Source organism: Companilactobacillus sp. HBUAS56275 (genome assembly GCF_036913655.1).
GTDB classification, from domain to species: domain Bacteria; phylum Bacillota; class Bacilli; order Lactobacillales; family Lactobacillaceae; genus Companilactobacillus; species Companilactobacillus pullicola.
This window is the reverse complement of the sequence record NZ_JAYKKK010000002.1, coordinates 194,149-217,285: the sequence shown is the minus strand read 5'-3', so window position 1 is coordinate 217,285 and position 23,137 is coordinate 194,149. Positions and strand designations below refer to the sequence as shown.

The window sequence follows — 23,137 nt, the reverse complement described above, 5'->3', positions numbered from 1 at the left end:
TTTCAATTACATAGCAAGGCATTCATTTTCAATTGAAATTTATGCCAACATCTTTCGTCGTCATTGGGTACCTCTCGAAAAGATAATCATGGGTACTTGCCGGACTTTGACGTTTCAAATATTTATCGATTTTCCAGAAGTAATGTTTCCTTTAATAAAATGAAAATAATTCTAAATTTATATTGACTTAATCCCCACTTTAGGTATTAATATAATATTAATTATTACTCGAGGGGAGGATAATTCATGAAATTAACAAAGTTTCGCAAGCAAGGTTCCAAACAAATTGAGACAGGATTTGTTATCGATAATTTACCAGTATCTGCTTCTCAAAACAACTTATATATTAAGTTGGATAGCCTAAAGGCCGTACCTGAAATTGGTGACTTCTATTTGATTTCATTTCACGGTGTTCGAGGATATCACCGTTTTACCGTCAACCAGATTCCCGACGAGAATGATCTGCTCAATCTAACTATCGAAAATGATTCGGTATTTAAGGACGGATCAAAATCTATTACAAGTGGCACGAAGGTGAAAATCAAAGGGCCATTTAACGATTCAATTAAAAAAGCTAGTTAAAACTGTAATCCCACTATTTCAATTAATTTTGAAAAGTGGGATTTTTTATTCGAAATGGAATTTTAAAAAGACGGTATTTGCTAAAATTGAACTGACAACAAAATCTTACTTATGGAGCGGCAAATGAGCTTAATTGAATTTGAAAATGTGACTAAACAAATAGAGAACCAAAGCATCCTCAGTAATTTTTCGTTAAAAATTGATTCACAGGAAAAAATAGGTTTGCAGATGACCCACACTGAAATAGATACCTTCTTTGATTTAGTAGAACAAAGAACACTCCCCAGTGGTGGTTCAATAAAATATAGCACCCATAATATGGCTATCAAGCGTCATAACGATAATGTCTATCAGAAAATGACCGTTAAAAGTTATCTCAATTTCTTTAATTGCTTAGCTAATAACCACATTAAGATAGAGAAAATGGCTCCTCAATTTGCTTTGGGAGACAACCTTAATATGAAAACTAATACTTTGACCACTGATCAGATTGAAAGATTGCATCTCTTTCGTATTGCCCTTTTTCAGCCTGATTTAGTCTTTATTGAAAGTCCTCTCCGTGATTTATCCAATGAAGGTAGCAAACTCTATCTCAAAGCTCTCGAAGTTATTCGTCAAAAGTCGACTGTTGTCGTGATTTCTTCATACATGGAAGAACTTTTACAATTAAGCACCACTATCTATCAATGCGTCGATCAAAAATTAGAAAAAGTTGATTTGGAACTGGGTAAGGATTCAATCAAACCACAAAATATCTTCCGTCTCTCTAGTCATCTCGATGATAAAACGATATTCTTCAGTCCTAATGAGATCGACTTTATCGAAAGTATCAATGGTGTCAGTAATTTTTCTGTCAATTCTGAATATTTCCCGTCCTCTTTAACAATGGAAGAACTAGAAAAAAAGCTCATTCACTTCGGATTTTTCAGATGCCACCGCTCTTATCTCGTGAACTTGCAACGCATCTCTGAACTGATCAGTTACTCTAAGAACAGTTACACATTAATTCTAAAAGATAGTAAGGAGACTCTCCCCTTATCTCGTGCTAAACTCGATCAACTCAAGGACTTGCTTCAATAACGTGGGTACATTTCAGCCCCTCACATCCACAACTCACTGATTTTTGAAAACTTCTTTAAACTTTCCTTGTATTCTGTAGTTGTAAAACAAGGAGGAGAACAAAATGGTATCCGTACCAATAATAGAAGTTAAGCATCTTTATAAAAGCTTCGACAATCAAACGGCCTTAAAGAATCTCGATTTCTCAATTCAAGCTGGTGAAATATTTGGTTTCCTAGGTCCTTCTGGAGCTGGTAAAACTACAACCATCAAGATTCTTACTGGACAACTTGTTGCCAGCTCAGGAACCGCCACAGTGCTTGGCAACAATAGTCAACACTTAAAGGAAAATATCTATGAGCATATCGGTGTCGTAACGCATGATAGTGGCCTATATGAGAATCTTTCTGCTTATGACAACCTTATTACCTTCGCTCGTATTTTTAAAGTTAATAAATCAATGGTTGATACCCTATTACGACGTGTCAATCTTCATAACGATAAAAAAAAGTTGGTCAAAAAATTCTCACAGGGTATGAAACAACGTCTCATCTTGGCACGAGCTATTCTCAATCATCCCCAGATACTTTTTCTCGATGAACCGACAAACGGTATTGATCCAGGAACGACTCAGGAGATTCATCAACTGATTTTAGAATTGAGAGATTCTGGTACTACCGTTTTTCTAACTACCCACAACATGAATGAAGCAGCTAAGCTCTGTGATCGAGTGGCTCTACTAAATGATGGGAAAATTGCTGAAATAGGTTCACCGCAAGCTTTAAGTTTGAAGTACAACAAAAAAATTCAATACAAGATTCTTTTAAAAAACAACACCGCAATGAAATTAATTGATTCCGAAGAGACACGAGGCAAAATAAACTGGTGGATGGAAAATGAGGAGTTACAAACGATTCATTCCTGTGAACCCACTTTAGAGGATGTCTTTTTAGAAGTAACGGGGAGAAATTTAAAATGAACATATCAATGCGAAAAATAAATGCAATCTTCATTCTGAGATTACAACTAACTTTAAAGAATTTTTCCTTACTTATGGCGCCACTGATGGCAATCGGCTACGTTATTGCTTTTAAGAACTTCTTTCCTTCCAATTTAATAACTATTAGAACCCTAACTTTAAATATGGGTATCGTTCTAAATATAACCATGGGAGGAATTATGTTTGGTTCTTACCCTTTGGCTGAGGAAAAAGAACATCACACTTTAAGAGTCCTAATGACCTCATCAGTCAATGCAGTTGAATACTTCATTGGTACTCTGTTACCAGCACTTTTAATTCTTACCTTAACTAGTATTATTCTCGTACCGTTAAGTGGTACTTCTTGGCAGCAAATATCTATTGTTAACTATTTGATCATTACTACTATTTGTACGATCATCAGTATTCTAGTTGGTTTTACAGTCGGCATTTTCTCTCGTAATCAGACCAGTGCCGGTGTTTTGAGTCTATTACCAACTATCATCTTTACTTTTATACCAATGTTTAAAGGCTTCAATAAGACTATTTCTACCATATCGGATTTTCTATACTCGGGAATAATTACAAAATTCATTAATCAAAGTTTACTCAAACATAATTTTATCTGGAGCATTTCCGACATCAGTGTGTTGATTATTTGGTTCATTATTTTTTCTGTCGTTCTAATTTATGCTTACAGATATAAACGTTTCGATTAGTCTGGAGGAATTTATTATGTTGATAGATTTTAGTGAGATCTTAAAAACATCCAATCTTTCTGATCGGAAATTATCCAATCAAATTAAGTCGAGTTATTATTTCCATTATCTTCATTATTTTTGTCAGTCTTCTATTCACCGGTTTTGGATATCAGCCTTTCTGGGTGTTTCTATTAGTTTTATCAATAGGCCTACTCATAACACTGCCTAGTTGCTTTAATAATTATTGGTTAATTGGTAAAAATGGTATCAAGATAATTGAATTTAGTACTTTCGGTATTACTAAGTTTGCACAATTACTCCATTTAACACCTACCTCACAAAAGGAGATTTCTTATCAAGAAATTGATCACATCAACATTAGTTATCAAAAAAGGATTCGTAATAGTCCTTTTGATATTAATCCCGATATTTTTCAACTAGTTTGTACTTTAAAAAATAATCAAAGATTATCAATCGATATCAATGCATCTTTGGAAAGAAATCTTCCAGACTTAGTTATCGAGTTTAATTACCAAGGTATTGATGTTTATGATCCAGAGAAAGTCCTCCTTGCTTTGGTCCAAAAAGAGAATCTCTTTCAAAAATTTAATCCTACTTATTCCTAAAAAAATAGTTCACCTCAGATTTTTATCCAGGGTGAACTATTTTTATTTAATCAGCTAAAATCAATTTTTGTATTTTAATATCATGATCCTCAATCTCCCAATCAGCTGTATCAAAATGCATTGCTGAGGGAACTAAAGCTACAGTGGCACCGGAATATTGCGCTAAAAAGCGATCGTAATATCCACCACCAAAGCCAACTCGATAATTTGAATCTTGCGCAAAGGCTAATCCTGGCACAATAACGAGATCTGGTTCTTGATTGACCAAGTCTTCATCGTACACTGGTTCAGGAATTCCAAACTTACTGGTAATTAAATCTTCACGACTAGCAAATGGTAAAAAGGCCATCTGACGATGTGGCATTGTCTTTGGTAGATAAACTTTCTTGCCTTCTTTTCGTGCTGCTTCAACAATAATTGGTGTTGGTACCTCAATCGGACTGCTGACAGTTGTCGCAATACTTTTAGCTTTTTTCCACTCAGTTGTTGCCATTAACTTCTTTAATAACTTGGCACCCTCAACTTTAGTTTTTGCTTGATTGGCCTTTAACTTTTGAATTTGTTGTTGTCTCAAAGCTTTCTTATCTATGATAAATCCCTCCCAGTCTTCGATGATTGCTTTATAATTTTACATTTATCGTAGACAAAAAGGAAATAACTTAATTCTTTTCTTCTTCACTTTCCGAAACGGTTGGTCCTATAACTAGAGTTTCCGCCAAAAGAATTTCGTTGTAGAGTTCAAAAACATAATCTTGATACTTAACTTCACTCTGAGAAATCATATCTAAGTAATCTCGTTCTTGTTCAAATGCGTTCATAAAAGCCCGCATTTCCAATTCTTTCTCAGCTCCGGTAAATTCAGGATGGCGAACTACATCGACCCAAGCTTTGATGAAATCTCTAGTTTTGGTACGTTGTTTCTGTGCCATCAAGTCAAAGATAACGGACTTCTTAACATTATCCGGCAAATACATCTTATTAACAGATTCGATAGCACGATGTACCATTGCTACCCGAATTGTGTCGACCTCTTTTTTAGCATCCTCATCCGTAACATCTTTTTCCAGCAGAAAACGGAATGCTATGGTAGGAACTATCAAACTTAAAATGATGAGGACACTTTCTGACATCAAAACGAGGTTGAAGTCACCACTTTTGACATGGAATTCAGCCAACGTATAAGCTAATGCCAAGGTTACGGCACCGTGAACACCACCTAGTGAAAAAATCAAGGCTGACTTATTATTGAAGTCTAGACGTAATCGACCATAAACATAACGGGCTAAGACATTGACTAGATAAAGCGTTATCCCGATCATCACCCAAGTTAACGAAGCATTTGTAAATTTTTCTTCCGAAATAATTTTGGTAAACATATACCCTAAAATCACGAAAACGGTACTATTAAAAATTTCTGTGATCATTGAAACCAAATCAAATCCTAAGTGAACCTGTGGTGCATTGATCAAACGACTTCGCTGCGATTCTGCGTTGTGAACTAATCCAGCACAGACGACTGCAATAATTCCTGAAACATTCAATCCTTCAGCTGCATAGTACAAAACAAACGGTGTCAGAATATAAATTAGACTCTGCGCATTCAACGAATTATAAGATGAGCGTAAAAGGATCTGTCGGAACAACACCATCACCCAAGCCGATGCAAAACCAAACAATACGCCACCAACGGCTGATAGAAGGAAATTCCCCAACGTTTCTCCATAATTGATATAGCCATTGATGTACCAAAGTATTGCCATATTAAGAAGGATGATTCCGGATGCATCGTTAAACAGCGACTCCATTTTTAAGAGAGTTCCTTCTTTTTTTGGCATCTTCAAGCCATTAGTTACTGATTCCATCGCTGTGGCGTCGGTTGGTGTACTGATTGCAGCCAAAATGAAAGCCAGGGGCAAACTGATTCCAGCAATTTCTCTAACTCCGAAGCCGGCCAAAATCATACAGATAATAACTAAGAATACCGTCATCTGAATGATATGTTTGAATTCTTTACCAACGGCATTTAGCTGTGTGGCTTGACCTTCAAAAAATAGCAACGGCGCTACAATCAGGCCGATGAAAATATCTGAATTAAAAGTCATTATATTTTTTCCCATAACAGGGATGAAAAAAATGATGGCACCGATAACCATACTGATATAATTAACCGATATTTTTGAAAAAACTTGTGCTAAAAAAATACTGACAACTGATGTGAGTATCAAAATGAACGACGAAACCATTAGTTCCATAAGAATTTCCCCTTACTGTTAATCGAATTAAATATATCACATCCTTACTCAAAGTTGGTTTTTGACGCAATCCTCAAAAGACGCTTTTATTTCAATCGGCTATATAATGAGCCTAACTTCAAAGAGGCAGGTGTTAATTATGCATAAAATCGACAAACAGCTTCTAAACTTTGACAACTTTTACACTGACGATGGTCGCATTGAGAACAAGCTTTTTAAGACACGTCTCAACAACAGTAATGCTTTCCGTGATACCGTCTATAAGTACTCCAATGAGGTTCTAGGGATGACTTACAAATTGAACGTTGAAATTAATGATAGTATTCATATCAATGATGTTCATAAGCCAATCATGGACATTCCTTTCGATCAAATTGAATATGTACAATTTGGCATCGTCCGTTTACTTGGTAGCTTTGTTTCCGTACCCACTAATATGTATTATTTACTCGTTTACGTTGAAGAGAAAAATTCTTTTAAGTTTGGCATGATCGATAACTCTATTCGTCATTACTTTGACTACAGTCATTTACTAAGAGATCACGGTTTTCCACTAGAAGATCCCTTTGATATCGAACATATGGATTTATCAAATCGCACCCAAAGTTATGATTATCTCGAAAATAATTACGTCAGATTGGCAATTAAAGCCGGTTATTATGATAAATAATTAACCACTATCTAAAAATTCCACTTCAATTAAGAGGTGGAATTTTATTTGTTTAATAATCTTTTTATACCGGCCATATCTTCGTCAGCGCCAAACAAAACACCACTTGGTTGTAGTTGTGATGTAGCATGTAAATCACCTATATAGTAAGGTACGAAACCAAAATCAATAATTATCTGTTTAATTTTTGCCAAGGCGGTCTCATCAGTTCCTGCATAAACAATTACACGGTCTTTATGAGCTCCGTCAGCCAAATCATGATAGCCCATGTGATTAAAGGCTTTTACCACGATACTGTCAGATAAGTAGGCCTGAACTTTTTCAGAAGAAGTCTGTTGTTCATCATAGTAATAACTGCTAGTTTTGCCATCAATCTCCCACCAGTAATTCATCGAATCAACTACCGTTTTACCGGCGAACCATTTAGCATCATTATTTTGATACTTGCTGAGTGGTAAAGCCAGAAAAATAATATCGGACTTTTCAATAACATCTTGAACGTACATCGGTTGTGCTCCAGGAGCTAAAACACTGGTTGCCAAAACTATTTTAGCGGGATCCTTCGAACCAGCGATATTGACCTGATAACCTGCATCGAGTCCTAATTTGGCTAAAGTCATACCTAATTTTCCTGCTCCAAGGATTCCTACGATTAATTTACTCATTTTCATTAGCTTCCTGTAAAATTTCTTTCACACGTGGGATTACTTTCGTAGCATAAAGCTCGATTGTACGCATCCGATCACTTTCCAATTGTCCGCCAGTTCCGTAAACAAGATCAAAACGATCAATGCCTAAATCCGAAATAGTTGTAGCAATTCTCTTAGCAACCGTCTCCACAGAACCAACATACAAAGCACCTTTGATAACTTCGTAGTTATAACGTTCTCGAGTCATTTCCGGCCAGCCACGATCCTTACCCACTCGATCCATACTACTCTTGATGTATTTCCAACCGATATTGTAAGCTTCATCGTCGTCATCCTCTGTAATAATTCCGTGAGAATGAACACCGATTTCACCAACCTTAGTTCCATATTCTTCGGCAGCTTTTTTATAAAGTTTAATATAAGGAGCAAAACGATCGGCATCACCCGAAATAATTGCTAAAACTAAAGAATAACCATAATAAGCAGTTCGTAGAACAGATTCTGGCGTACCACCGACACCAATGGCAACCGGTAATTGATGTCCTTCAATACGTGGATATGTGCGCACATTCTCTAATTTTTGAACGTGTTTTGATTCCCAATCGACGTGATCTTGAGTAAGCAAAGCATTGAACAAACCAACTTTTTCAACAAACAGATCATCATAATCCTTCAAATCATAGCCAAATAGTGGGAATGACTCCGTAAAAGAACCACGACCTAAAATAATTTCAGCTCGTCCATCTGATATAGCATCAATTGTCGCAAAACGTTCATAAACTCGTACTGGATCATCGGAACTCAAAACCGTAACTCCAGTGCTTAAATGAATATTTTTTGTTGTACTGGCTAAAGCACCTAAAACTACTTCCGGACTAGAAATCGAAAACTCTTCTCGATGATGTTCACCTAAAGCTATTACATCCAATCCTAGTTGATCAGCCAATTGCCCTTCTTTAATCAGGTTTTGTAAAGATTCACGATACGACATCTTTGTATGGAAAGTATCCGTATACGCAACATCACCGAAAGTATCCAGGCCGAACCTTAATTTGTCCACGTCAATTTTCATCATGTCACCTCTAAAATCATCTTTATTCGAATTATACTTCATGATGTTTAAACATTTCCAGTTATAGGATTATCTGTTTTCTTCAAATAACTCTATGGAAATTCAAATTGTTTCATGTGGAACATATAGTGTTCAGATACTCACTTAATACCATATATTGTGTTCCAGTTTTCTTTTGTTTTAATTCTAAAACATCGTTATTCAGGACCGGGATATGATTTGATTCCCGTCCTCCGCAAAACTTGGAAATACGTTGGAACGCCGTGGGCACGATTTGGAACTAATCATTTTACACTTCGTGCAAAATAATGGATTTCCAAAGTCGGCCTCATTGTAAATGGCATAGCCATTAACAATGATTTCACGGCTGAACGTATTTCCAAGTTTTACTCCGGACTAAATAGTATTTCAATTTTTTGTTCTGAATAAAACTATTTAAGACACTATCTCCTGCTTTGAAAAAATACGTTCATTTCAAAAAAGAAAGTTTAAATCCAAGTTAATTGAATACGAAAGCTCAGAATATCATTTGGAAAATCTTTCTATAAGAAATTTATGATCTTCACTTTTGTTATTTTTAGAAATAAATATCTAAATACAGCAACGTTGACCAATAATACTAGATACAGAAATATAGTCCATCCGTAGAAAATCTGTGGGCCCTCAGTCGCGAAATTCTACTTAGCTTGCGAAGCAAGGTTAGTAGAAGACCGGACTTGGAGATCCATAATTTTTCACAGAGTGAAAAATTATTAGCTTCAAGCCGTGTCCGCAACGTTCCAGTGGCCCACAGATTTTCTACGGACGACGACGACGGGCATACTTAGCGCATCTCTTAGTTGATATCGAACGTAATTAAATTAGGAATCTTAGATATTTAATCTACATTTAGGATCCCTAAAACAATAATATTTGCTTTTCCATACCCAAAAAGGTTTAAGATAGTATTATATTCACAATTTCTAGGAGAAGTTGACGCTATGAATAAAAAAACTGATTTAAATGAAGAAGAAAGTTCACTAACAAAAATTGTCGATGACGTTTCTGAGGGTATTAATGATGCTGGTCCTGTATTCACTACTGAGGACTATGCTTCTGATACCGAAAGCGATGGTAAACAAGCTGTTCGTTATCTACTTTGGGGCTTGCTCTCAGTTGTCGTTAACTTTGGTACATTCTTTATCCTTTATCGTGTACTCAAGGCTAATTACCAGATTGCCAATGTTATCGCTTGGTTTTTAGGGGTCCAAGTTGGATTCTGGGTTGATCGAATTATTGTCTTCCGTCATAAATCCAACACAGCTTTTAAAGAAATGTTGGCTTTCTATGGTACTCGTATCCTAACTTTCTTAATTGAAAGTGCTACGCTTTGGATTGGTATTTCATTATTAAGTGCTAATGGTACTGGCTCAAAAGTTGTCGGACAAATATTAGCTATTGTTGGTAACTATATTCTTTCTAAGTTCTTTATTTTCAAAAATCGTGATTAAAGAAAAACTCTCAAATGGTTAGATTTCAAAATATCTAATCGTTTGAGAGTTTTTTTGTTTAAATTAATTTTCTAAATTAACAGCTGGAGCATCATTTTTTACACGTTCATGACGTTTAATGATCAAAGCTAAACCAATTCAGCTAAATTGCTGACTAACATCCTTTTCGTTTTGATTCATCTTTATATACCCATTAAAATTATCAGATACAAACGAAACTTGTTGACCATTTTCTTGTAACTTGGCAGCATGTTTTTCACCCCAAATTGACATATCGATCAGAACTTTTCGTAATGACTTACCCTCATCAGTCAAAGAATATTCCACGTGCAAAGGCAGTCCTGGAAATCTGACACGTTTCACTACCCCATCATCTATCAATTCGTTTAACTGTTGTGTCAAAACCTTCTGACTAATATCAGGGATCTTACGTAATAATTCTCCGTTACGACGTGACTTCATGCCTAATTTGCAGAGAATTAAGGATTTCCACTTTCCATTAATAATCGACATTGTAAGATCAAGACTCATATGATAATTTTTCTCTGCCATTTCCAGACTCCTCATTCAAATTTGTAGTTACTAAAAAGTGCGTACTATGATTCTAGCATATAAGACTTTAAAATGATTTTGTTAAAACTTATAAGAGTGAGGTCCTTATTTATGACAACAAAATATAAATTTTTAAAGCCTTATACATTTAAAAACGGCGTTACAGTGAAAAATAGAATCGTAATTCCACCAATGACAGAGGCAGCAGCCCTAGAAAACGGTGCGATTTCTCGTGATGAATTACGTTATTTTGATATTCACACTGGTGGCGCCGGTATGTTTATTGCCCCAACTATGAATGTATCAACCGATGGCAAAGGTTTTGAGGGTGAACCTTCTGTTGCTGACGATAAATTCATTCCTGGACTAACTAAATTAGCTCATACCATGAAACAAGATGGTACTAAAGCTATTCTTCAAATTTTTCACGCTGGTAGAATGTCTAATTCTAAGATTTTGCGCGGAACTCAACCTGTTTCCGCCAGTGCCGTAGCAGCCTTACGTCCTAATGCTGAAACTCCTCGTGAGTTAACTGAAGATGAAATTGAACAGATCATTAAGGACTTCGGCGAAGCAACTCGTCGTGCCATTCAAGCCGGATTTGATGGAATCGAATTACATGGTGCCAATACCTATTTGATGCAACAATTCTTTTCTCCACATTCAAATCGCCGTACTGACAAATGGGGTGGTAGTTTTGAAAACAGAACTCGTTTTGCCCTAGAAATTATCAAGAGTGTTCATCAAGCCGTTGAAAAATATGCTGATGAGAAATTTATCGTTGGTTATCGAATTTCCCCTGAGGAAATTGAAGAGCCCGGTATTCGTTTAGATGACACCTTGAAGTTTATTGATCTCTTAGCTGAGCAACCAATCAACTATCTTCACATCTCAATGGGCTATGCTTGGAGAACCTCATTGAATGATAAGTCGGACACTGAACCAATCATTCTAAAAATCAAGCAAGTGGTCAACAATCGTCTACCAATAATCTCTGTAGGTTCAATTGAAAAGCCTGCTGATGCTGAAAAAATTATGGATGCAGGCATCGATTTTGCTGCCATCGGTCGTGAGTCGATCAGAGAACCTAATTGGGTTCAAAAAGTTGAATTGGGTCAAGAAAACTCTATCAACTACACCTTATCCGAAACAGAATTAGATTCACTTGGTATCAATTCTGCCTTTCTAGATTTCTTATACGATCTACATGCCGATTTGCACTGGGTCGATCAAGATCAACCTAAAGATCATTTTGATAAAGAACTTGGCGGAGTCGAAGGTAATTAAGTTAATGATCAATCAAAAAAGCGACATCCTTTTAATTAAGGACGTCGCTTTTTGTTGTAAACATTAAGCTATTTTAACCTTAGTATCGATTTTAGCTTTGTTGAGTAGGACAGAACTAGTTACAACTGACAAGGAACTGAAAGCCATAGCCAATCCAGCTAACTCAGGACTTAGGGTTAAACCAACGGCAAAGAACAAACCGGCCGTAACTGGTATTCCTAAAACGTTGTAGATAAAAGCCCAGAACAAATTGAGTTTGATACGGTTGAAAGTTTTCTTGCTCAATTCAAGAGCTTTAGCAACATCTCGTAAATCGTTCTTCATTAGAACGATTCCACCAGATTCAATCGCAATATCAGTTCCTGAACCCATGGCAATCCCAACATCAGCCATCGTTAAAGCAGGGGCATCATTGATACCATCACCAACAAAGGCGACTTTGCCTTGTTTTTGTAATTCTTCAACATGATCGGCCTTATCACCTGGTAAAACATCAGCGATAACTTCATCAATGCCGACCTCTTGAGCAATAGCTTGAGCAACACGTTCATTGTCACCAGTTAACATAACAGTTCTCAAACCTCGTGCCTTCAATGTTGCGATGGCTTCTTTAGAGGTAGCTTTAGGAGCATCTTGAATGGCAATCATACCGATAACTTCTTGATTCAAACCAACGAAGACAACTGTTTTAGCTTCGTTTTGTAATTCCACCATCTTATTTTCTAAGTCGGCAGTAATTTTAACATCATTCAGTAATTTATCATTTCCAACAAAAGCTTTTTGACCATTAATGATGGCCTCAACACCTTTACACTCAATAGCTTGGAAGGATTCAGCCTTATCAGCTTGAATACTATCTGCTTTAGCTTTATCCAAAATGGCTGTGGCTAAAGGATGTTCTGAAGATTCTTCCAAAGCAGCGGCAATTTTCAAAACCTTTTGTGCATCACCAACAACATCAGTAACTTCTGGTTTACCATTAGTGATTGTACCTGTCTTATCCATTACGACTGTTTTAATATCGTTAACTTCTTCAAGAACTTCACCATTCTTGATCAAAATACCCATTTTAGCTCCACGGCCAGTTCCAACCATTAAAGCTGTTGGTGTGGCCAATCCCAAAGCACATGGACAAGCAATTACAACTACGGAAACTGCAAAGATCAAGGCTTGAGCAATTGTGGCACCTAAGAATACGTACCAAACTAAGAACGTTAAAATTGAAAGAATCAAAACTACTGGTACAAAAATTTCGGAAACTTTATCAGTTAAATTTTGAATTGGGGCATGACTATTTTGAGCTTTTTTAACTAATTCAACAATTTGTGACAACATAGTATCGCTACCGACTTTTTCAGCTTTGAACATGAATGTTCCGTTACTGTTGATAGTCGATCCGATAACCTTATCGCCAATCTTTTTAGTTACAGGCATACTTTCACCGGTAACCATTGATTCATCAACCGTTGAACTACCTTCAGTAATTACACCGTCAACGGCAATTTTTTGACCTGGTTTAACTTTGATCAAATCACCCGCAACAACTTCAGCCAAAGGTATTTTAACTAATTTACCGTTACGCACAACTTCAGCTTCTTTGGCCTGCAAATCAACCAATTTCTCAATTGCATTCGAAGCGTTATTACGCATTCTTTCTTCAAAAACTTGTCCCAACAAAACAAACGTTACAACGAAGGCTGCACTTTCAAAGAAGACGGCTTGATGAGTGATCATTGCATAAATACTGTAGATATAGGCTGTAGCAGTACCAATTGCTACCAAAGTATCCATGTTAGAATGGTGTTTTTTAAAAGAAGCCCAAGCACTTTGGATAAATGGACGTGCAGCTACCGCCATAACGATAGTCGTCAAAATAAATTGTGTCCATTCACCACCGGGAATCATGATTCCAAAAGGCATCAAGATCATCCCGACTAGCATTGGCAACGAAAAGATCAAAGCAATCCAAAAACGTTTTGTAATTGTCATTATTGAATCACTACCTTCCCAGAAAACATGTCCATACCGCAACTGAATTCAAATTCACCTGCTTTATCAGTCGCAACGGAAACGGTTTGAGCAGTATTTAATGGTAATTCTTTTTCAAAATTCATAGTTTTAGAGTGAACCACGTCCAAACATCCTTGAGCATTAGTTCTAGTAAAAGTTATCTCTGCGGGAATATCTTTTTTCAAGGTAACAACTGCTGGATCATATCCTCCTGCAACTGTAACGTTAACCTTTTGAATTTTTTCAGCCATAATAATTTCTCCTCTTTATTTAATAATTACTTTTCCATGGAACATATCCATACCACAAGCCCAACTGAATTCGCCAGACTTGCTAGTATCGATTTCTACTGTTTGTTTTTCATTTTGTGGCAATTCTTGATTGATACCAAAGTCTGAGAAGACCACTCGGTCTAAACAGCTAGAAGCATCTTTTCTCGTAAAATTGATTGTGGCGGGAACACCTTTTTTCAAAGTAACGACTTCAGGTGAGTATCCACCGTTAACTTCAACATCAATACTTTGACTGTTATCTTTCACATCAGCTGTTTCTTGGGCTACTTGATGATTGCCGAAGAACCACCAAAGAATAAAACCTATAATTGCTAAACCAACGATTAGTACGATCACCTTTGTCATAACTATCTCTCCTCAATCCCTCATCTTTTTGTTTACACTTGTAAACTTCACTTATTATATTATTCTCCGAGTTTACGTTTGTCAACTTTAATATTAAAAAGAACCGCGACAATGTTTTGATTTTGTCGCGATTCTTGGGTTGGTATTCTATTTTAAACAACCGTAGTTTTATATTTTATAGTGGTAAACTGCCGTCCTCCACAACAAGCCCGATTGGTCTGGAACGCTGTGGACACTGATTTGAGCCAATTGAAGTTCACAATTGTCTCAAATACAGGTCTTGTACTAAGCGATAAATCGCTAAGTACAATTTCACGGCTGAGACCAATCGGACTTGTTGCTCCGGACTAATACCTTGTTCTATTCTTTATTCTCTTAGAATATTGGATAGTAAATAATACTTATTTAAGAGATTCAGATATTACTATATTCGTCTTCATCTAAATAAAAATCCCCTACTTATATAAAACAAAAAAACTTTAAAACACTGCAAATTTAACTAATAATATCAAGCTTGAAAATATCTTTCGAAAAGAAATTAACTGATTAAATAAGTTTTCTTCCATCAAATAACCAAAGTACTATTTAGACCGGAGCAAAAACGGGGAATGCATTCAGCCGTGAAATCATTGTTAATGGCTTTGCCATTTACAATGAGGCCGACTTTGGAGATCCATTATTTTGCACGAAGTGTAAAATAATTAGCTTCAAATCGCGCCCACAGCGTTCCAATGCATTCCCCGTTTTTGTGGAGGTCGGGAATTTATTTAACTAACTTATCCCAAATAACAACTTCACCACTATCTAGTGACTTAGGTACATCTATGATTCTTTGATTTGAAGAGCCTCGGAATTGTAAGGTTAGATCTTTCTTTCTTAATAGAAATCTTCCATCAACTAAGATATCGATCAATGATAGTAATTCTAACTTGTCGTCTGACTCTTTCATCATTTCATCCCAAGAATAGCCGGTCCATGACCAAATATCTTTCGTATGACCGTATTCTTTTCGAATTCTTTTACACAACGATATACAGACTTCCGTATTTAAAAATGGTTCCCCACCTAATAAGGTCAGTCCTTGGACATAACTTTGTCCCAAATCTTTGATGATCTTATCTTCTAATTCTTTCGTGTAGGGTTTTCCATATCGAAAATCCTGAGCCGCTACGTTATAACAGCCCGGACATCTGAACAAGCAGCCTGAGACGTACAAACTGCACCTAACTCCTTCACCGTCAACAAAATTAAATGGTTTATAGTCAGCGATTCTCTTAAGACTGTGGTCCTTGCTTAACCATTCTTTGGGAGTCGGATTGTTTGGCTCTCTCATGTTCTGCCGCATGTTTTATCATCTCCGAAGTCATATTTTTTCTACGTGAAGCTATTTCGACGTGACGTCCATGAATCATTGGGCGTTGTTGAGGATTACCTAAGTAACCACAAGTTCTCTTAACCACATCACAAAATTGAGGGTCGTGGTTGCCACATTCTGGACATACGAATCCACGTGCCGTCGCATTGAATTCACCTTTGAACCCACACTTGAAACATTGATCAATGGAAGTATTCGTTCCCAAATATCCAACGTGATCATAAGCCCAATCCCACACTGCTTCGAGTGCTTTAGGGTTTTGGCGTAAATTAGGATATTCACAGTAATGAATGAATCCACCAGAAGCGTACTTAGGAAAGACTTCTTCAAAAGTTAACTTCTCAAATGGATTAGGATGCTTACGAACATCGTAATGGAAACTATTAGTGTAGTATTCTTTTTCTGTGATATTAGGAATGGAACCAAATTTTTCCAAATCGTCGCGACAAAATGTATCCGTCAGCGATTCAGCTGGTGTGGAGTACAAACTATAGTGGTAGCCACTTTCTTTAGCCCATTGCGCACATTTATCGTGTAACGCTTTAACAATTTTTTCTGCAAAGTCATGAGCGGTCTGGTTGTTTTCCCACTTGTCGCCAAAGAAGGCAGTGCAGACTTCGTACAAGCCGATATAACCTAGTGATACCGTTGCACGTTCGTTCTTAAACAACTCATCAATGCTGTCATCCTTCTTCAAGTGTTTGCCGAAAGCTCCATACATGTACAACAATGGTGCATTCTCTGGTTTAGCTTGCTTAGTACGTTCAATTCGATAAGCCAAAGCGGTGTGACAAATTTGCATCTTTTCTTCAAAGATTTCCCAAAATAGGTCAGTATTTCCTTGAGATTCCAAGGCAATTCTTGGTAAATTGACCGTTACAACGCCGAGGTTCATTCTGCCAGAATTAACTTCTTTACCATTTTCATCTTTCCAACCTTGTAAGAAAGAACGGCAACCCATTGGAGTTTTGAAACTACCTGTAAGTTCTTTGATCTTGTCGTACATTAATAAGTCAGGATACATCCGCTTTGTAGAGCATTCCAAAGCCAACATTTTGATATCGTAATTAGGATCGCCAGGATTCAAATTCAAGCCACGTTTAATGGTAAAAGTTAACTTAGGAAAAATAGCTGTTCGGTGTTCCTTACCTAAACCTTTAATTCTAATTTCTAAAATTGATTTTTGAATAGCACGCTCGATCCAAGTTGTTCCTAAACCGAAATTAATCGTCGTAAACGGCGTTTGTCCTTGAGAAGAGTAAAGTGTATTGATTTCATATTCCAAGGCCTGCATGGCATCGTAAATGTCCTTGCGAGTCTTTTCCTTAGCAAACTCAACTTGCTTATCTTCAGCAATCCATTTACGTGCATCTTTAAGATGTTTTTGATAATTGATTTCCGCATAAGGTGCCAAAAGTTGGTCGATACGATTAGCGGAACAACCACCATATTGTAATGAAGCAACGTTAGCGATAATTTGTGACATCTGTGCTGTAGCAGTTTGGATAGAACGTGGTGAAGAAACCCAGGCGTTTCCAATCTTAAAACCGTTACTCAACATTTCATCAAAATCGATTAAACAGCAGTTAGTCTCTGGTGTGACTGGTGAATAATCTAAATCATGCCAATGAATATCACCACGTAAATGAGCTTTAGCAACTAACTCAGGCAACATTTTTAAACCCATCGCACGACTGGCAACTCCAGCTTCTAGATCACGTTGGGTATTGAAAATATTACTATCTTTATTAGCATTTTCGTGCACAACATCCTCATTACGATTAAACAAACGTTCAATATTTAGTTGTACATTGGTTGCACGTGAAAACTTATCTTGATCTTCTTGGAAGTAACGTTCGTAAGCTTCAGCCTGTTCCTCCATATCATTATCATTCAAGACACGAAAAATAAGACCATGGAGTTGAGTAGTTGTCAGACGTTCTAAACTAGCCACTTCAGCAACTAATTTTGAAGTCACTAATTCTTTTTGGTGATCATTCAATTGTAATTTGTCCAAAACAAATTCTATTTTATAGGGATAAAAACTAGTCACTGCCCCACTTCTTTTTTCTACAGGAATCGAAACTAATTTTTGCAATTCAGTAGTCATAATCTTCCCCCTAATTAATTAAATACTGGTATCATTTTACAAAATTATAATAAAAAAAATAAGACTACCAAATACTAGATGTTGTGATATATAACACATCAATACCATATCTGGTAGTCTTATTTCAAATTCAGTAAAATCATCACTTGAGCACGTTCACAAATCGTCGTTACATGAATGGCAATGATTGACGGTTCAGACGATTACGTTTGCTCAAAAAAATATTCCTATATTAGATATATAGCGTTGTAGTGGGTAAATTTACTGCCTTTTTGAGAGAAAAATATTTTTTTGGGGTTCTGTATGCCGTCCTCCACAACAAGCTCGATTGGTCTGGAACGCTGTGGACACTGATTTGAGCCAATTGAAGTTCACAATTGTCTCAAATACAGGTCTTATACTAAGCGATAAATCGCTAAGTATAATCTCACGGCTGAGACCAATCGAGCTTGTTGTTCCGGACTAGTTTGTTGTTCTATTATTTGTATACTCTTAAAATATCGGATCGTAAAATAGCATTATTACTAGATTTCCGCATACTTTACGCTCACTAAAAAACACTGTTCTTTTTTATTAAACCAAAACTCACTATCCTTATTTCATTACATAGCATAAATAACTATTCAAATATCGTAATTTTAACCAATAATATTAGAAACTGAAATACAGTCGGCAGTAGAAAATCTGTGGGCCCTCAGTGGTGAAATTCTGGTTAGCTTGCGAAGCAAGGTTACCAGAAGACCGGACTTGGAGATCCATGATTTTACACGAAGTGTAAAATTATTAGCTTCAAGCCGTGTCCACCACGTTCCAGTGGCCCACAGATTTTCTACTGCCGACGGTATACCTCCACTACATCAGTTGATATCAATCCCGTTTTTTAGTACTTAATAACTAGTCCCAAAAAATACCGAGCAAAGAAGCTGGCTTGGTTACTGTTAACTTTCAAACCTTTAGCTGAAAACTCATCAATATCAATTGATTCAAAACGACAACTGCTCAAGTCCACGCCTTTTAACTCAGTACCTAAGAGATTCATCTTATTCAACTCACAGTTATCAAAGAGCGTCTTCTTCAGTTTATTCTCATTGAAACTAACGTCTTTTAAACTGGCATTAATAAAACTGACATCTTTTAAGTTCATTCGATTTAACACTGACATATCCATCAAACAATTATTGAATTCTACATTATTTAAATACGACTGATCGAAGTTGGTTCCTACTAATTTACAGTTACGAAATTCGACTCGATATAAACTGGCTTCATCCAACACACAATTAGATAGGTCGCATCCCTTGAAAATCACATCGGTTAACTCAATTTTTTCAAATTGGCAGTTGCTAAAAGTCATATGATCAAAAACTGTTTTTTCAATCATCGGATGTTGAATCTCTTGATCTTCTAAGAACTCTCCTTTTAACAAAAGTCCTGTTAAATAAAAGTCCTCTTCCTCGTAAATATCGAAAAAAGAACCTTTTTCTAAATAATCTTCGGAAATTTTGGGTTGAATCATCGACTACACCTCTTTCACTTAGCATCTTACCAGATATCTGGATTTGAAAAATTAGAGAAAAAGGTATTGCTCAAGTAATCTTTCAAACCCAATATCATTAAATTTTCGTAATTTAAACTTAAAAACCGTCTCCTCAACACTATAGATTAAATAATCTAATTTAAAATTAATTATCTATTTTTAAAATCCCGCTGTTAAAGTCTTTCTTCAAACTTTCGGCACAGAACTCTGTTACCATGAAATTATAGCAACGTGAAATAATTAAGATATTGAAAAATATATCGATATTATTGAGTAAATTACAATTTGGAGGGAAATCGGCATGAAATTTTTTACTGAGGAACAAAGTTTAGACGTTTTAAAGAACTTAGTCGCAATCAAATCAGATAACGACGATGAATTAAAAGTTGCTTCTTATCTCAAGGACTTACTAGCTAAATACGATATTGAATCGGAAATTAAAATTATTCGTGGTAACCGTGCTAATTTGGTTGCGGAAATTGGTCATGGCAAACCAGTTCTTGGTATTTCAGGTCATATGGACGTAGTCGCTGCTGGCAATCTTGACGACTGGGACAGTGATCCTTATCAGCTTACCGAAAAAGATGGTCAACTCTACGGTCGTGGTGCTACCGATATGAAATCCGGTTTAGCCGCTCTAGTGATTACAATGATCGAGTTGCATCATCAAGGCCTTCCCAAGCAAGGTACTATCCGTCTGATGGCTACTATGGGTGAAGAAGTCGGCGAAGAGGGTTCTAGTTACTTTCTTGAAGATGGCTCAATGGATGATGTTGATGGTTTAGTTATTGGCGAACCTTCCGGTTACAACATCGGTTATGCTGAAAAGGGTTCAATGGATATCAAATTTATTTCTAAGGGTAAAGCTAGTCACAGTTCTATGCCTGAAAAAGGTTTTAACGCCATCGATCCATTGATGAATCTTTTAATTGAAGCTAATACTATTTTCCGTGATGAAAATATTAAGCACGATTCTGTTGGCCCATTGATTTTCAATACAACTTTGATCAGTGGCGGTGATCAGGTCAATTCTATTCCAGACCACGCCGAAGCTGAAATCAATGCTCGAACAATCCCTGAATACGACAATCAAAAAATTATTGATGTTTTGAATGATTTAATCAAGAAATATAACAGTCACGGTGCTCAAATTAGTTTTGATCCATACATGAACGAGTATCCTGTCTTGATGGATCCTAAGAATGCTCTTGTAGCACCAATGAAAAAATTAATGGAACAATATACTGATGAGGAAGTCCACGTAAGTCCTATTTCACCAGTCACTGACGCCTCCAACTTGGTTAAAAACAAGCCCAAGGATTTACCATTCTTAATTACTGGACCCGGTAACGACACACCCCATCAAGTTAACGAACACGTTGATAAACAAATGTATTTCAACTTCATCAATATCTACGAAAAATTGTTTATCGACTTTCTTGATAGTACAAAATAAGCAAAAAAATAAGGTCAAACTCGAATGTGAGTTTGACCTTATTTTTATGGAGTAACAATTTTTGCATCATTAGCTAAATAATCAATATCGCCGACAACACTTTTACCTGCTACTACTTCTTGATCTGCTTTCATATAAGTAATCGTATCAATATCGTCACCTTGCTTAGTGATTGCCATGATTACAATATTACTATGTCCAGCAGCTTTAATTTTTTTACTATCAAACTTAATCAAAGTCTGTCCAGATTTAACGTGATCATTAACCTCAACTAATGGTTTGAAACCATCACCTTTCATATCAACGGTATCAACACCGATATGAAGTAATATTTCTGTACCATCATTTAAAGTTAAACCAACTGCATGATTACTGCCTTGCATAACGACAGTAACTTGACCATCGGCTGGCGCAACTAATTTGTCGCTTGTAGGAATAATAGCAATCCCATCACCTAACTGTTTCTTGGAGAACATTTCATCAGGAACATCTTCGATTGCTACAGTTTTTCCAGAGGCAAAAGCTGATAAATCACGAGCTATTTCATCGTTGCCAATACTTCTATCTGCATTCAATTTGGTTCGAGAAAGAGCAAAGGTTAAAACAATTGCTAGAACGAAAGTCATAACCTCGCCAATCAAGTAGAGTCCCCATTGTTTAGGGAAGACACTCAGAAAACTTAAAGCTCCACCAACACCGACACTTGAAGAACGTACTTGCCAGAATCCCATCCAAGCACCACCAAAGGCACCGGCCAACATAACGGCTATAAAAGGATATCTATTTTTCAAATTAACACCATAAATAGCTGGTTCTGTAATGCCTAAGAAAGAAGACAAGCCACTAGACCAGGCAACATTTTTCTTCTTTGCATCTTTTCTAAAAATATAAGCCATAGCTAGACACGCAGCACCTTGCGCCATCGTTACTGGTTCACCAACAGGCCAAAGTGTCACATAACCAAGAGTTCCGGCCATTTGTAGGTTAACACCTAAGAATAAATGATGCATACCAGTAATAACCAACGGTGCACAGATAAATCCATACAATGCACCACCGAGAATTGGTACAGCATTGAAAAGTGAAACAATTCCATCAGTAATCAAATTTGCTCCAGCCATTGTCACTGGTCCGATTACTAAGAAAGAAGCGAATCCGGTAATTAAAAGCGTTAATGGTGCTACTAAAATCAATTGCAGTGTATCAGGAATATGTTTTTCAAAATATTTCTGTAGCTTAACCAACAGCCAAGCCGCCACGAGTACAGGTATAACTTGACCTTGATATCCAACTTGCGATACATGCCATCCAAACAAATTCCATGTTGGAGTTGCCGCTGGATGTGCAGCGAAATCGTAAGCACTAGTTAAGGCTGGATTAACCAAAATCAATCCTAAAACAATACCTAATAGAGGATTCCCACCGAATTTTTTTACAGCTGACCAACCGATCAATGCTGGTAAAAACGCAAACGACGTCTGGGCGATCAATTGAATAATATCATTGACCCCTTGCCATTCTGTGTGCATTTGAATGAATGATGCGTTAGGGTAAAAGATTCCCTTGTTACTTAAAACATTGTTGATACCCATCAATAAACCAGCAGCTACAATTGCCGGAATGATAGGAATAAAGATGTCACCCAGTAATCTTACTAGACGTTGCAAAGAGTTTTGTTTATTACGACCCTCTTTTTTAACTGCTTCTACTGATGCTTCTTTTGCGCCCGTTTGCTTGATGAATTCATCATAAACTTTCGGCACACTTGGTCCTATCACGATTTGAAATTGTCCACCTGCTAAAAAAGTACCTTGAACAATATCAAGCTTTTCTAATTCTTTATCGTTAACTTTTGATTGATCTTTAAGAATGAGTCTTAATCTGGTAATACAGTGAGTTGCTGATTCGACATTATCGTTGCCACCGATTAATTCGATGATTTTCGTAACATCACTTTTGATATCAGCCATAAGATCATCTCCCCTATTATTTGTATACTTTCAAAGAACAAAATTAGTATATCTTGTTTAAACTAGTTTGGCAAGGTATAATGTATTTACATTTTAAATCCTTGTAAAATAAGTATTATAA

The 23,137-nt window shown here is 36.5% G+C and carries 21 protein-coding genes; 9 read left to right on the top strand and 12 right to left on the bottom strand.

Translation table 11 applies throughout. From position 1 onward, the window contains the following. Positions 1–246: 246 nt before the first annotated feature. The 5 genes from U8526_RS04620 (at position 247) to U8526_RS04600 (ending at position 3,947) form a co-directional block, all read left to right on the top strand. Complete coding sequence (locus tag U8526_RS04620; RefSeq protein WP_334340795.1) at positions 247–582, top strand: hypothetical protein; 336 nt, start codon at positions 247–249, stop codon at positions 580–582. Between the two features lie 123 nt (positions 583–705). After that, positions 706–1,662, top strand: coding sequence for a LytTR family transcriptional regulator DNA-binding domain-containing protein (locus U8526_RS04615; protein WP_334340794.1), 957 nt, complete (start codon positions 706–708; stop codon positions 1,660–1,662). Positions 1,663–1,765: 103 nt separating this feature from the next. Further along, on the top strand, positions 1,766–2,620 hold the full coding sequence (locus U8526_RS04610) for an ABC transporter ATP-binding protein (RefSeq protein WP_334340793.1): 855 nt from the start codon (positions 1,766–1,768) through the stop codon (positions 2,618–2,620). Continuing rightward, positions 2,617–3,339, top strand: coding sequence for an ABC transporter permease (locus U8526_RS04605; RefSeq protein WP_334340792.1), 723 nt, complete (start codon positions 2,617–2,619; stop codon positions 3,337–3,339). Before U8526_RS04610 ends, U8526_RS04605 begins: the two co-directional genes overlap by 4 nt. Positions 3,340–3,503: 164 nt before the next feature. Continuing rightward, on the top strand, positions 3,504–3,947 hold the full coding sequence (locus U8526_RS04600; protein WP_334340791.1) for a hypothetical protein: 444 nt from the start codon (positions 3,504–3,506) through the stop codon (positions 3,945–3,947). A gap of 46 nt (positions 3,948–3,993) precedes the next feature. Here U8526_RS04600 and U8526_RS04595 read toward each other — a convergent pair whose 3' ends face one another. Together U8526_RS04595 and U8526_RS04590 are read right to left on the bottom strand one after the other, a co-directional pair. Further along, positions 3,994–4,539: a 5-formyltetrahydrofolate cyclo-ligase gene (locus tag U8526_RS04595; RefSeq protein WP_442886210.1), complete on the bottom strand. Its 546-nt coding sequence runs from the start codon at positions 4,537–4,539 to the stop codon at positions 3,994–3,996. A gap of 67 nt (positions 4,540–4,606) precedes the next feature. Next, positions 4,607–6,199, bottom strand: a complete 1,593-nt coding sequence (locus U8526_RS04590) for a cation:proton antiporter (RefSeq protein WP_334340789.1) — start codon at positions 6,197–6,199, stop codon at positions 4,607–4,609. A 139-nt stretch (positions 6,200–6,338) separates the two neighbouring features. Between U8526_RS04590 and U8526_RS04585 the strand changes: the two genes are divergently transcribed. Further along, complete coding sequence (locus tag U8526_RS04585; RefSeq protein WP_334340788.1) at positions 6,339–6,869, top strand: hypothetical protein; 531 nt, start codon at positions 6,339–6,341, stop codon at positions 6,867–6,869. Between the two features lie 44 nt (positions 6,870–6,913). Here U8526_RS04585 and U8526_RS04580 read toward each other — a convergent pair whose 3' ends face one another. Both U8526_RS04580 and U8526_RS04575 read right to left on the bottom strand, forming a co-directional pair. Beyond that, complete coding sequence (locus U8526_RS04580) at positions 6,914–7,534, bottom strand: NADPH-dependent F420 reductase (protein ID WP_334340787.1); 621 nt, start codon at positions 7,532–7,534, stop codon at positions 6,914–6,916. Next, positions 7,527–8,591 carry an LLM class flavin-dependent oxidoreductase gene (locus U8526_RS04575; RefSeq protein ID WP_334340786.1) on the bottom strand — a complete coding sequence of 355 codons (1,065 nt, stop codon included), beginning with the start codon at positions 8,589–8,591 and terminating at the stop codon, positions 7,527–7,529. The genes U8526_RS04580 and U8526_RS04575 overlap by 8 nt, the downstream gene beginning before the upstream one ends. Before the next feature lie 980 nt (positions 8,592–9,571). Between U8526_RS04575 and U8526_RS04570 the strand changes: the two genes are divergently transcribed. Beyond that, positions 9,572–10,081, top strand: coding sequence for a GtrA family protein (locus U8526_RS04570; RefSeq protein ID WP_334340785.1), 510 nt, complete (start codon positions 9,572–9,574; stop codon positions 10,079–10,081). Positions 10,082–10,219: 138 nt separating this feature from the next. Here U8526_RS04570 and U8526_RS04565 read toward each other — a convergent pair whose 3' ends face one another. Next, positions 10,220–10,633: a winged helix-turn-helix transcriptional regulator gene (locus U8526_RS04565; RefSeq protein WP_334340784.1), complete on the bottom strand. Its 414-nt coding sequence runs from the start codon at positions 10,631–10,633 to the stop codon at positions 10,220–10,222. A gap of 111 nt (positions 10,634–10,744) precedes the next feature. On the opposite strand from U8526_RS04565, the gene U8526_RS04560 reads away from it, so the two are divergent. Further along, positions 10,745–11,920 (top strand): NADH-dependent flavin oxidoreductase, encoded by a 1,176-nt coding sequence (locus tag U8526_RS04560; RefSeq protein ID WP_334340783.1) that lies wholly within the window; start codon positions 10,745–10,747, stop codon positions 11,918–11,920. Positions 11,921–11,983: 63 nt separating this feature from the next. On the opposite strand, the gene U8526_RS04555 is transcribed toward U8526_RS04560, so the two are convergent. The 6 genes from U8526_RS04555 to U8526_RS04530 all read right to left on the bottom strand — a co-directional run bounded on the left by U8526_RS04555 (position 11,984) and on the right by U8526_RS04530 (position 19,569). Next, complete coding sequence (locus U8526_RS04555; protein WP_334340782.1) at positions 11,984–13,909, bottom strand: copper-translocating P-type ATPase; 1,926 nt, start codon at positions 13,907–13,909, stop codon at positions 11,984–11,986. Next, positions 13,909–14,181, bottom strand: coding sequence for a cupredoxin domain-containing protein (locus tag U8526_RS04550; protein WP_334340781.1), 273 nt, complete (start codon positions 14,179–14,181; stop codon positions 13,909–13,911). The genes U8526_RS04555 and U8526_RS04550 overlap by 1 nt, the downstream gene beginning before the upstream one ends. 15 nt (positions 14,182–14,196) lie before the next feature. Then, a complete protein-coding gene (locus tag U8526_RS04545) occupies positions 14,197–14,568 on the bottom strand; it encodes a cupredoxin domain-containing protein (protein WP_334340780.1) in 372 nt (123 codons plus the stop codon). Positions 14,569–15,331: 763 nt separating this feature from the next. Then, positions 15,332–15,913, bottom strand: coding sequence for an anaerobic ribonucleoside-triphosphate reductase activating protein (nrdG, locus tag U8526_RS04540; RefSeq protein WP_334340779.1), 582 nt, complete (start codon positions 15,911–15,913; stop codon positions 15,332–15,334). Next, complete coding sequence (gene nrdD, locus U8526_RS04535) at positions 15,843–18,053, bottom strand: anaerobic ribonucleoside-triphosphate reductase (protein WP_334340778.1); 2,211 nt, start codon at positions 18,051–18,053, stop codon at positions 15,843–15,845. Before nrdD ends, nrdG begins: the two co-directional genes overlap by 71 nt. An 880-nt stretch (positions 18,054–18,933) precedes the next feature. Beyond that, positions 18,934–19,569 (bottom strand): pentapeptide repeat-containing protein, encoded by a 636-nt coding sequence (locus U8526_RS04530; RefSeq protein WP_334340777.1) that lies wholly within the window; start codon positions 19,567–19,569, stop codon positions 18,934–18,936. A gap of 322 nt (positions 19,570–19,891) precedes the next feature. Here U8526_RS04530 and U8526_RS04525 point away from each other — a divergent pair, with 322 nt between their 5' ends. Next, entirely contained in the window at positions 19,892–21,046 is a 1,155-nt protein-coding gene (locus U8526_RS04525; RefSeq protein WP_334340776.1) for an ArgE/DapE family deacylase, read from the top strand. A gap of 44 nt (positions 21,047–21,090) precedes the next feature. Here the strand turns inward: U8526_RS04525 and U8526_RS04520 are convergent, their stop codons facing one another. Then, complete coding sequence (locus U8526_RS04520; RefSeq protein ID WP_334340775.1) at positions 21,091–23,016, bottom strand: PTS sugar transporter subunit IIBCA; 1,926 nt, start codon at positions 23,014–23,016, stop codon at positions 21,091–21,093. Positions 23,017–23,137: the final 121 nt, after the last annotated feature.

Excerpts from the sequence above, each read along its gene's own strand:
- U8526_RS04620 (WP_334340795.1), top strand. The coding sequence starts at position 247 with ATGAAATTAACAAAGTTTCGCAAGCAAGGTTCCAAACAAATTGAGACA.
- U8526_RS04615 (WP_334340794.1), top strand. The coding sequence starts at position 706 with ATGAGCTTAATTGAATTTGAAAATGTGACTAAACAAATAGAGAACCAA.
- U8526_RS04610 (WP_334340793.1), top strand. The coding sequence starts at position 1,766 with ATGGTATCCGTACCAATAATAGAAGTTAAGCATCTTTATAAAAGCTTC.
- U8526_RS04605 (WP_334340792.1), top strand. The coding sequence starts at position 2,617 with ATGAACATATCAATGCGAAAAATAAATGCAATCTTCATTCTGAGATTA.
- U8526_RS04590 (WP_334340789.1), bottom strand. The coding sequence starts at position 6,199 with ATGGAACTAATGGTTTCGTCGTTCATTTTGATACTCACATCAGTTGTC.
- U8526_RS04585 (WP_334340788.1), top strand. The coding sequence starts at position 6,339 with ATGCATAAAATCGACAAACAGCTTCTAAACTTTGACAACTTTTACACT.
- U8526_RS04580 (WP_334340787.1), bottom strand. The coding sequence starts at position 7,534 with ATGAGTAAATTAATCGTAGGAATCCTTGGAGCAGGAAAATTAGGTATG.
- U8526_RS04575 (WP_334340786.1), bottom strand. The coding sequence starts at position 8,591 with ATGAAAATTGACGTGGACAAATTAAGGTTCGGCCTGGATACTTTCGGT.
- U8526_RS04570 (WP_334340785.1), top strand. The coding sequence starts at position 9,572 with ATGAATAAAAAAACTGATTTAAATGAAGAAGAAAGTTCACTAACAAAA.
- U8526_RS04565 (WP_334340784.1), bottom strand. The coding sequence starts at position 10,633 with ATGGCAGAGAAAAATTATCATATGAGTCTTGATCTTACAATGTCGATT.
- U8526_RS04560 (WP_334340783.1), top strand. The coding sequence starts at position 10,745 with ATGACAACAAAATATAAATTTTTAAAGCCTTATACATTTAAAAACGGC.
- U8526_RS04555 (WP_334340782.1), bottom strand. The coding sequence starts at position 13,909 with ATGACAATTACAAAACGTTTTTGGATTGCTTTGATCTTTTCGTTGCCA.
- U8526_RS04550 (WP_334340781.1), bottom strand. The coding sequence starts at position 14,181 with ATGGCTGAAAAAATTCAAAAGGTTAACGTTACAGTTGCAGGAGGATAT.
- U8526_RS04545 (WP_334340780.1), bottom strand. The coding sequence starts at position 14,568 with ATGACAAAGGTGATCGTACTAATCGTTGGTTTAGCAATTATAGGTTTT.
- nrdG (WP_334340779.1), bottom strand. The coding sequence starts at position 15,913 with ATGCGGCAGAACATGAGAGAGCCAAACAATCCGACTCCCAAAGAATGG.
- nrdD (WP_334340778.1), bottom strand. The coding sequence starts at position 18,053 with ATGACTACTGAATTGCAAAAATTAGTTTCGATTCCTGTAGAAAAAAGA.
- U8526_RS04530 (WP_334340777.1), bottom strand. The coding sequence starts at position 19,569 with ATGATTCAACCCAAAATTTCCGAAGATTATTTAGAAAAAGGTTCTTTT.
- U8526_RS04525 (WP_334340776.1), top strand. The coding sequence starts at position 19,892 with ATGAAATTTTTTACTGAGGAACAAAGTTTAGACGTTTTAAAGAACTTA.
- U8526_RS04520 (WP_334340775.1), bottom strand. The coding sequence starts at position 23,016 with ATGGCTGATATCAAAAGTGATGTTACGAAAATCATCGAATTAATCGGT.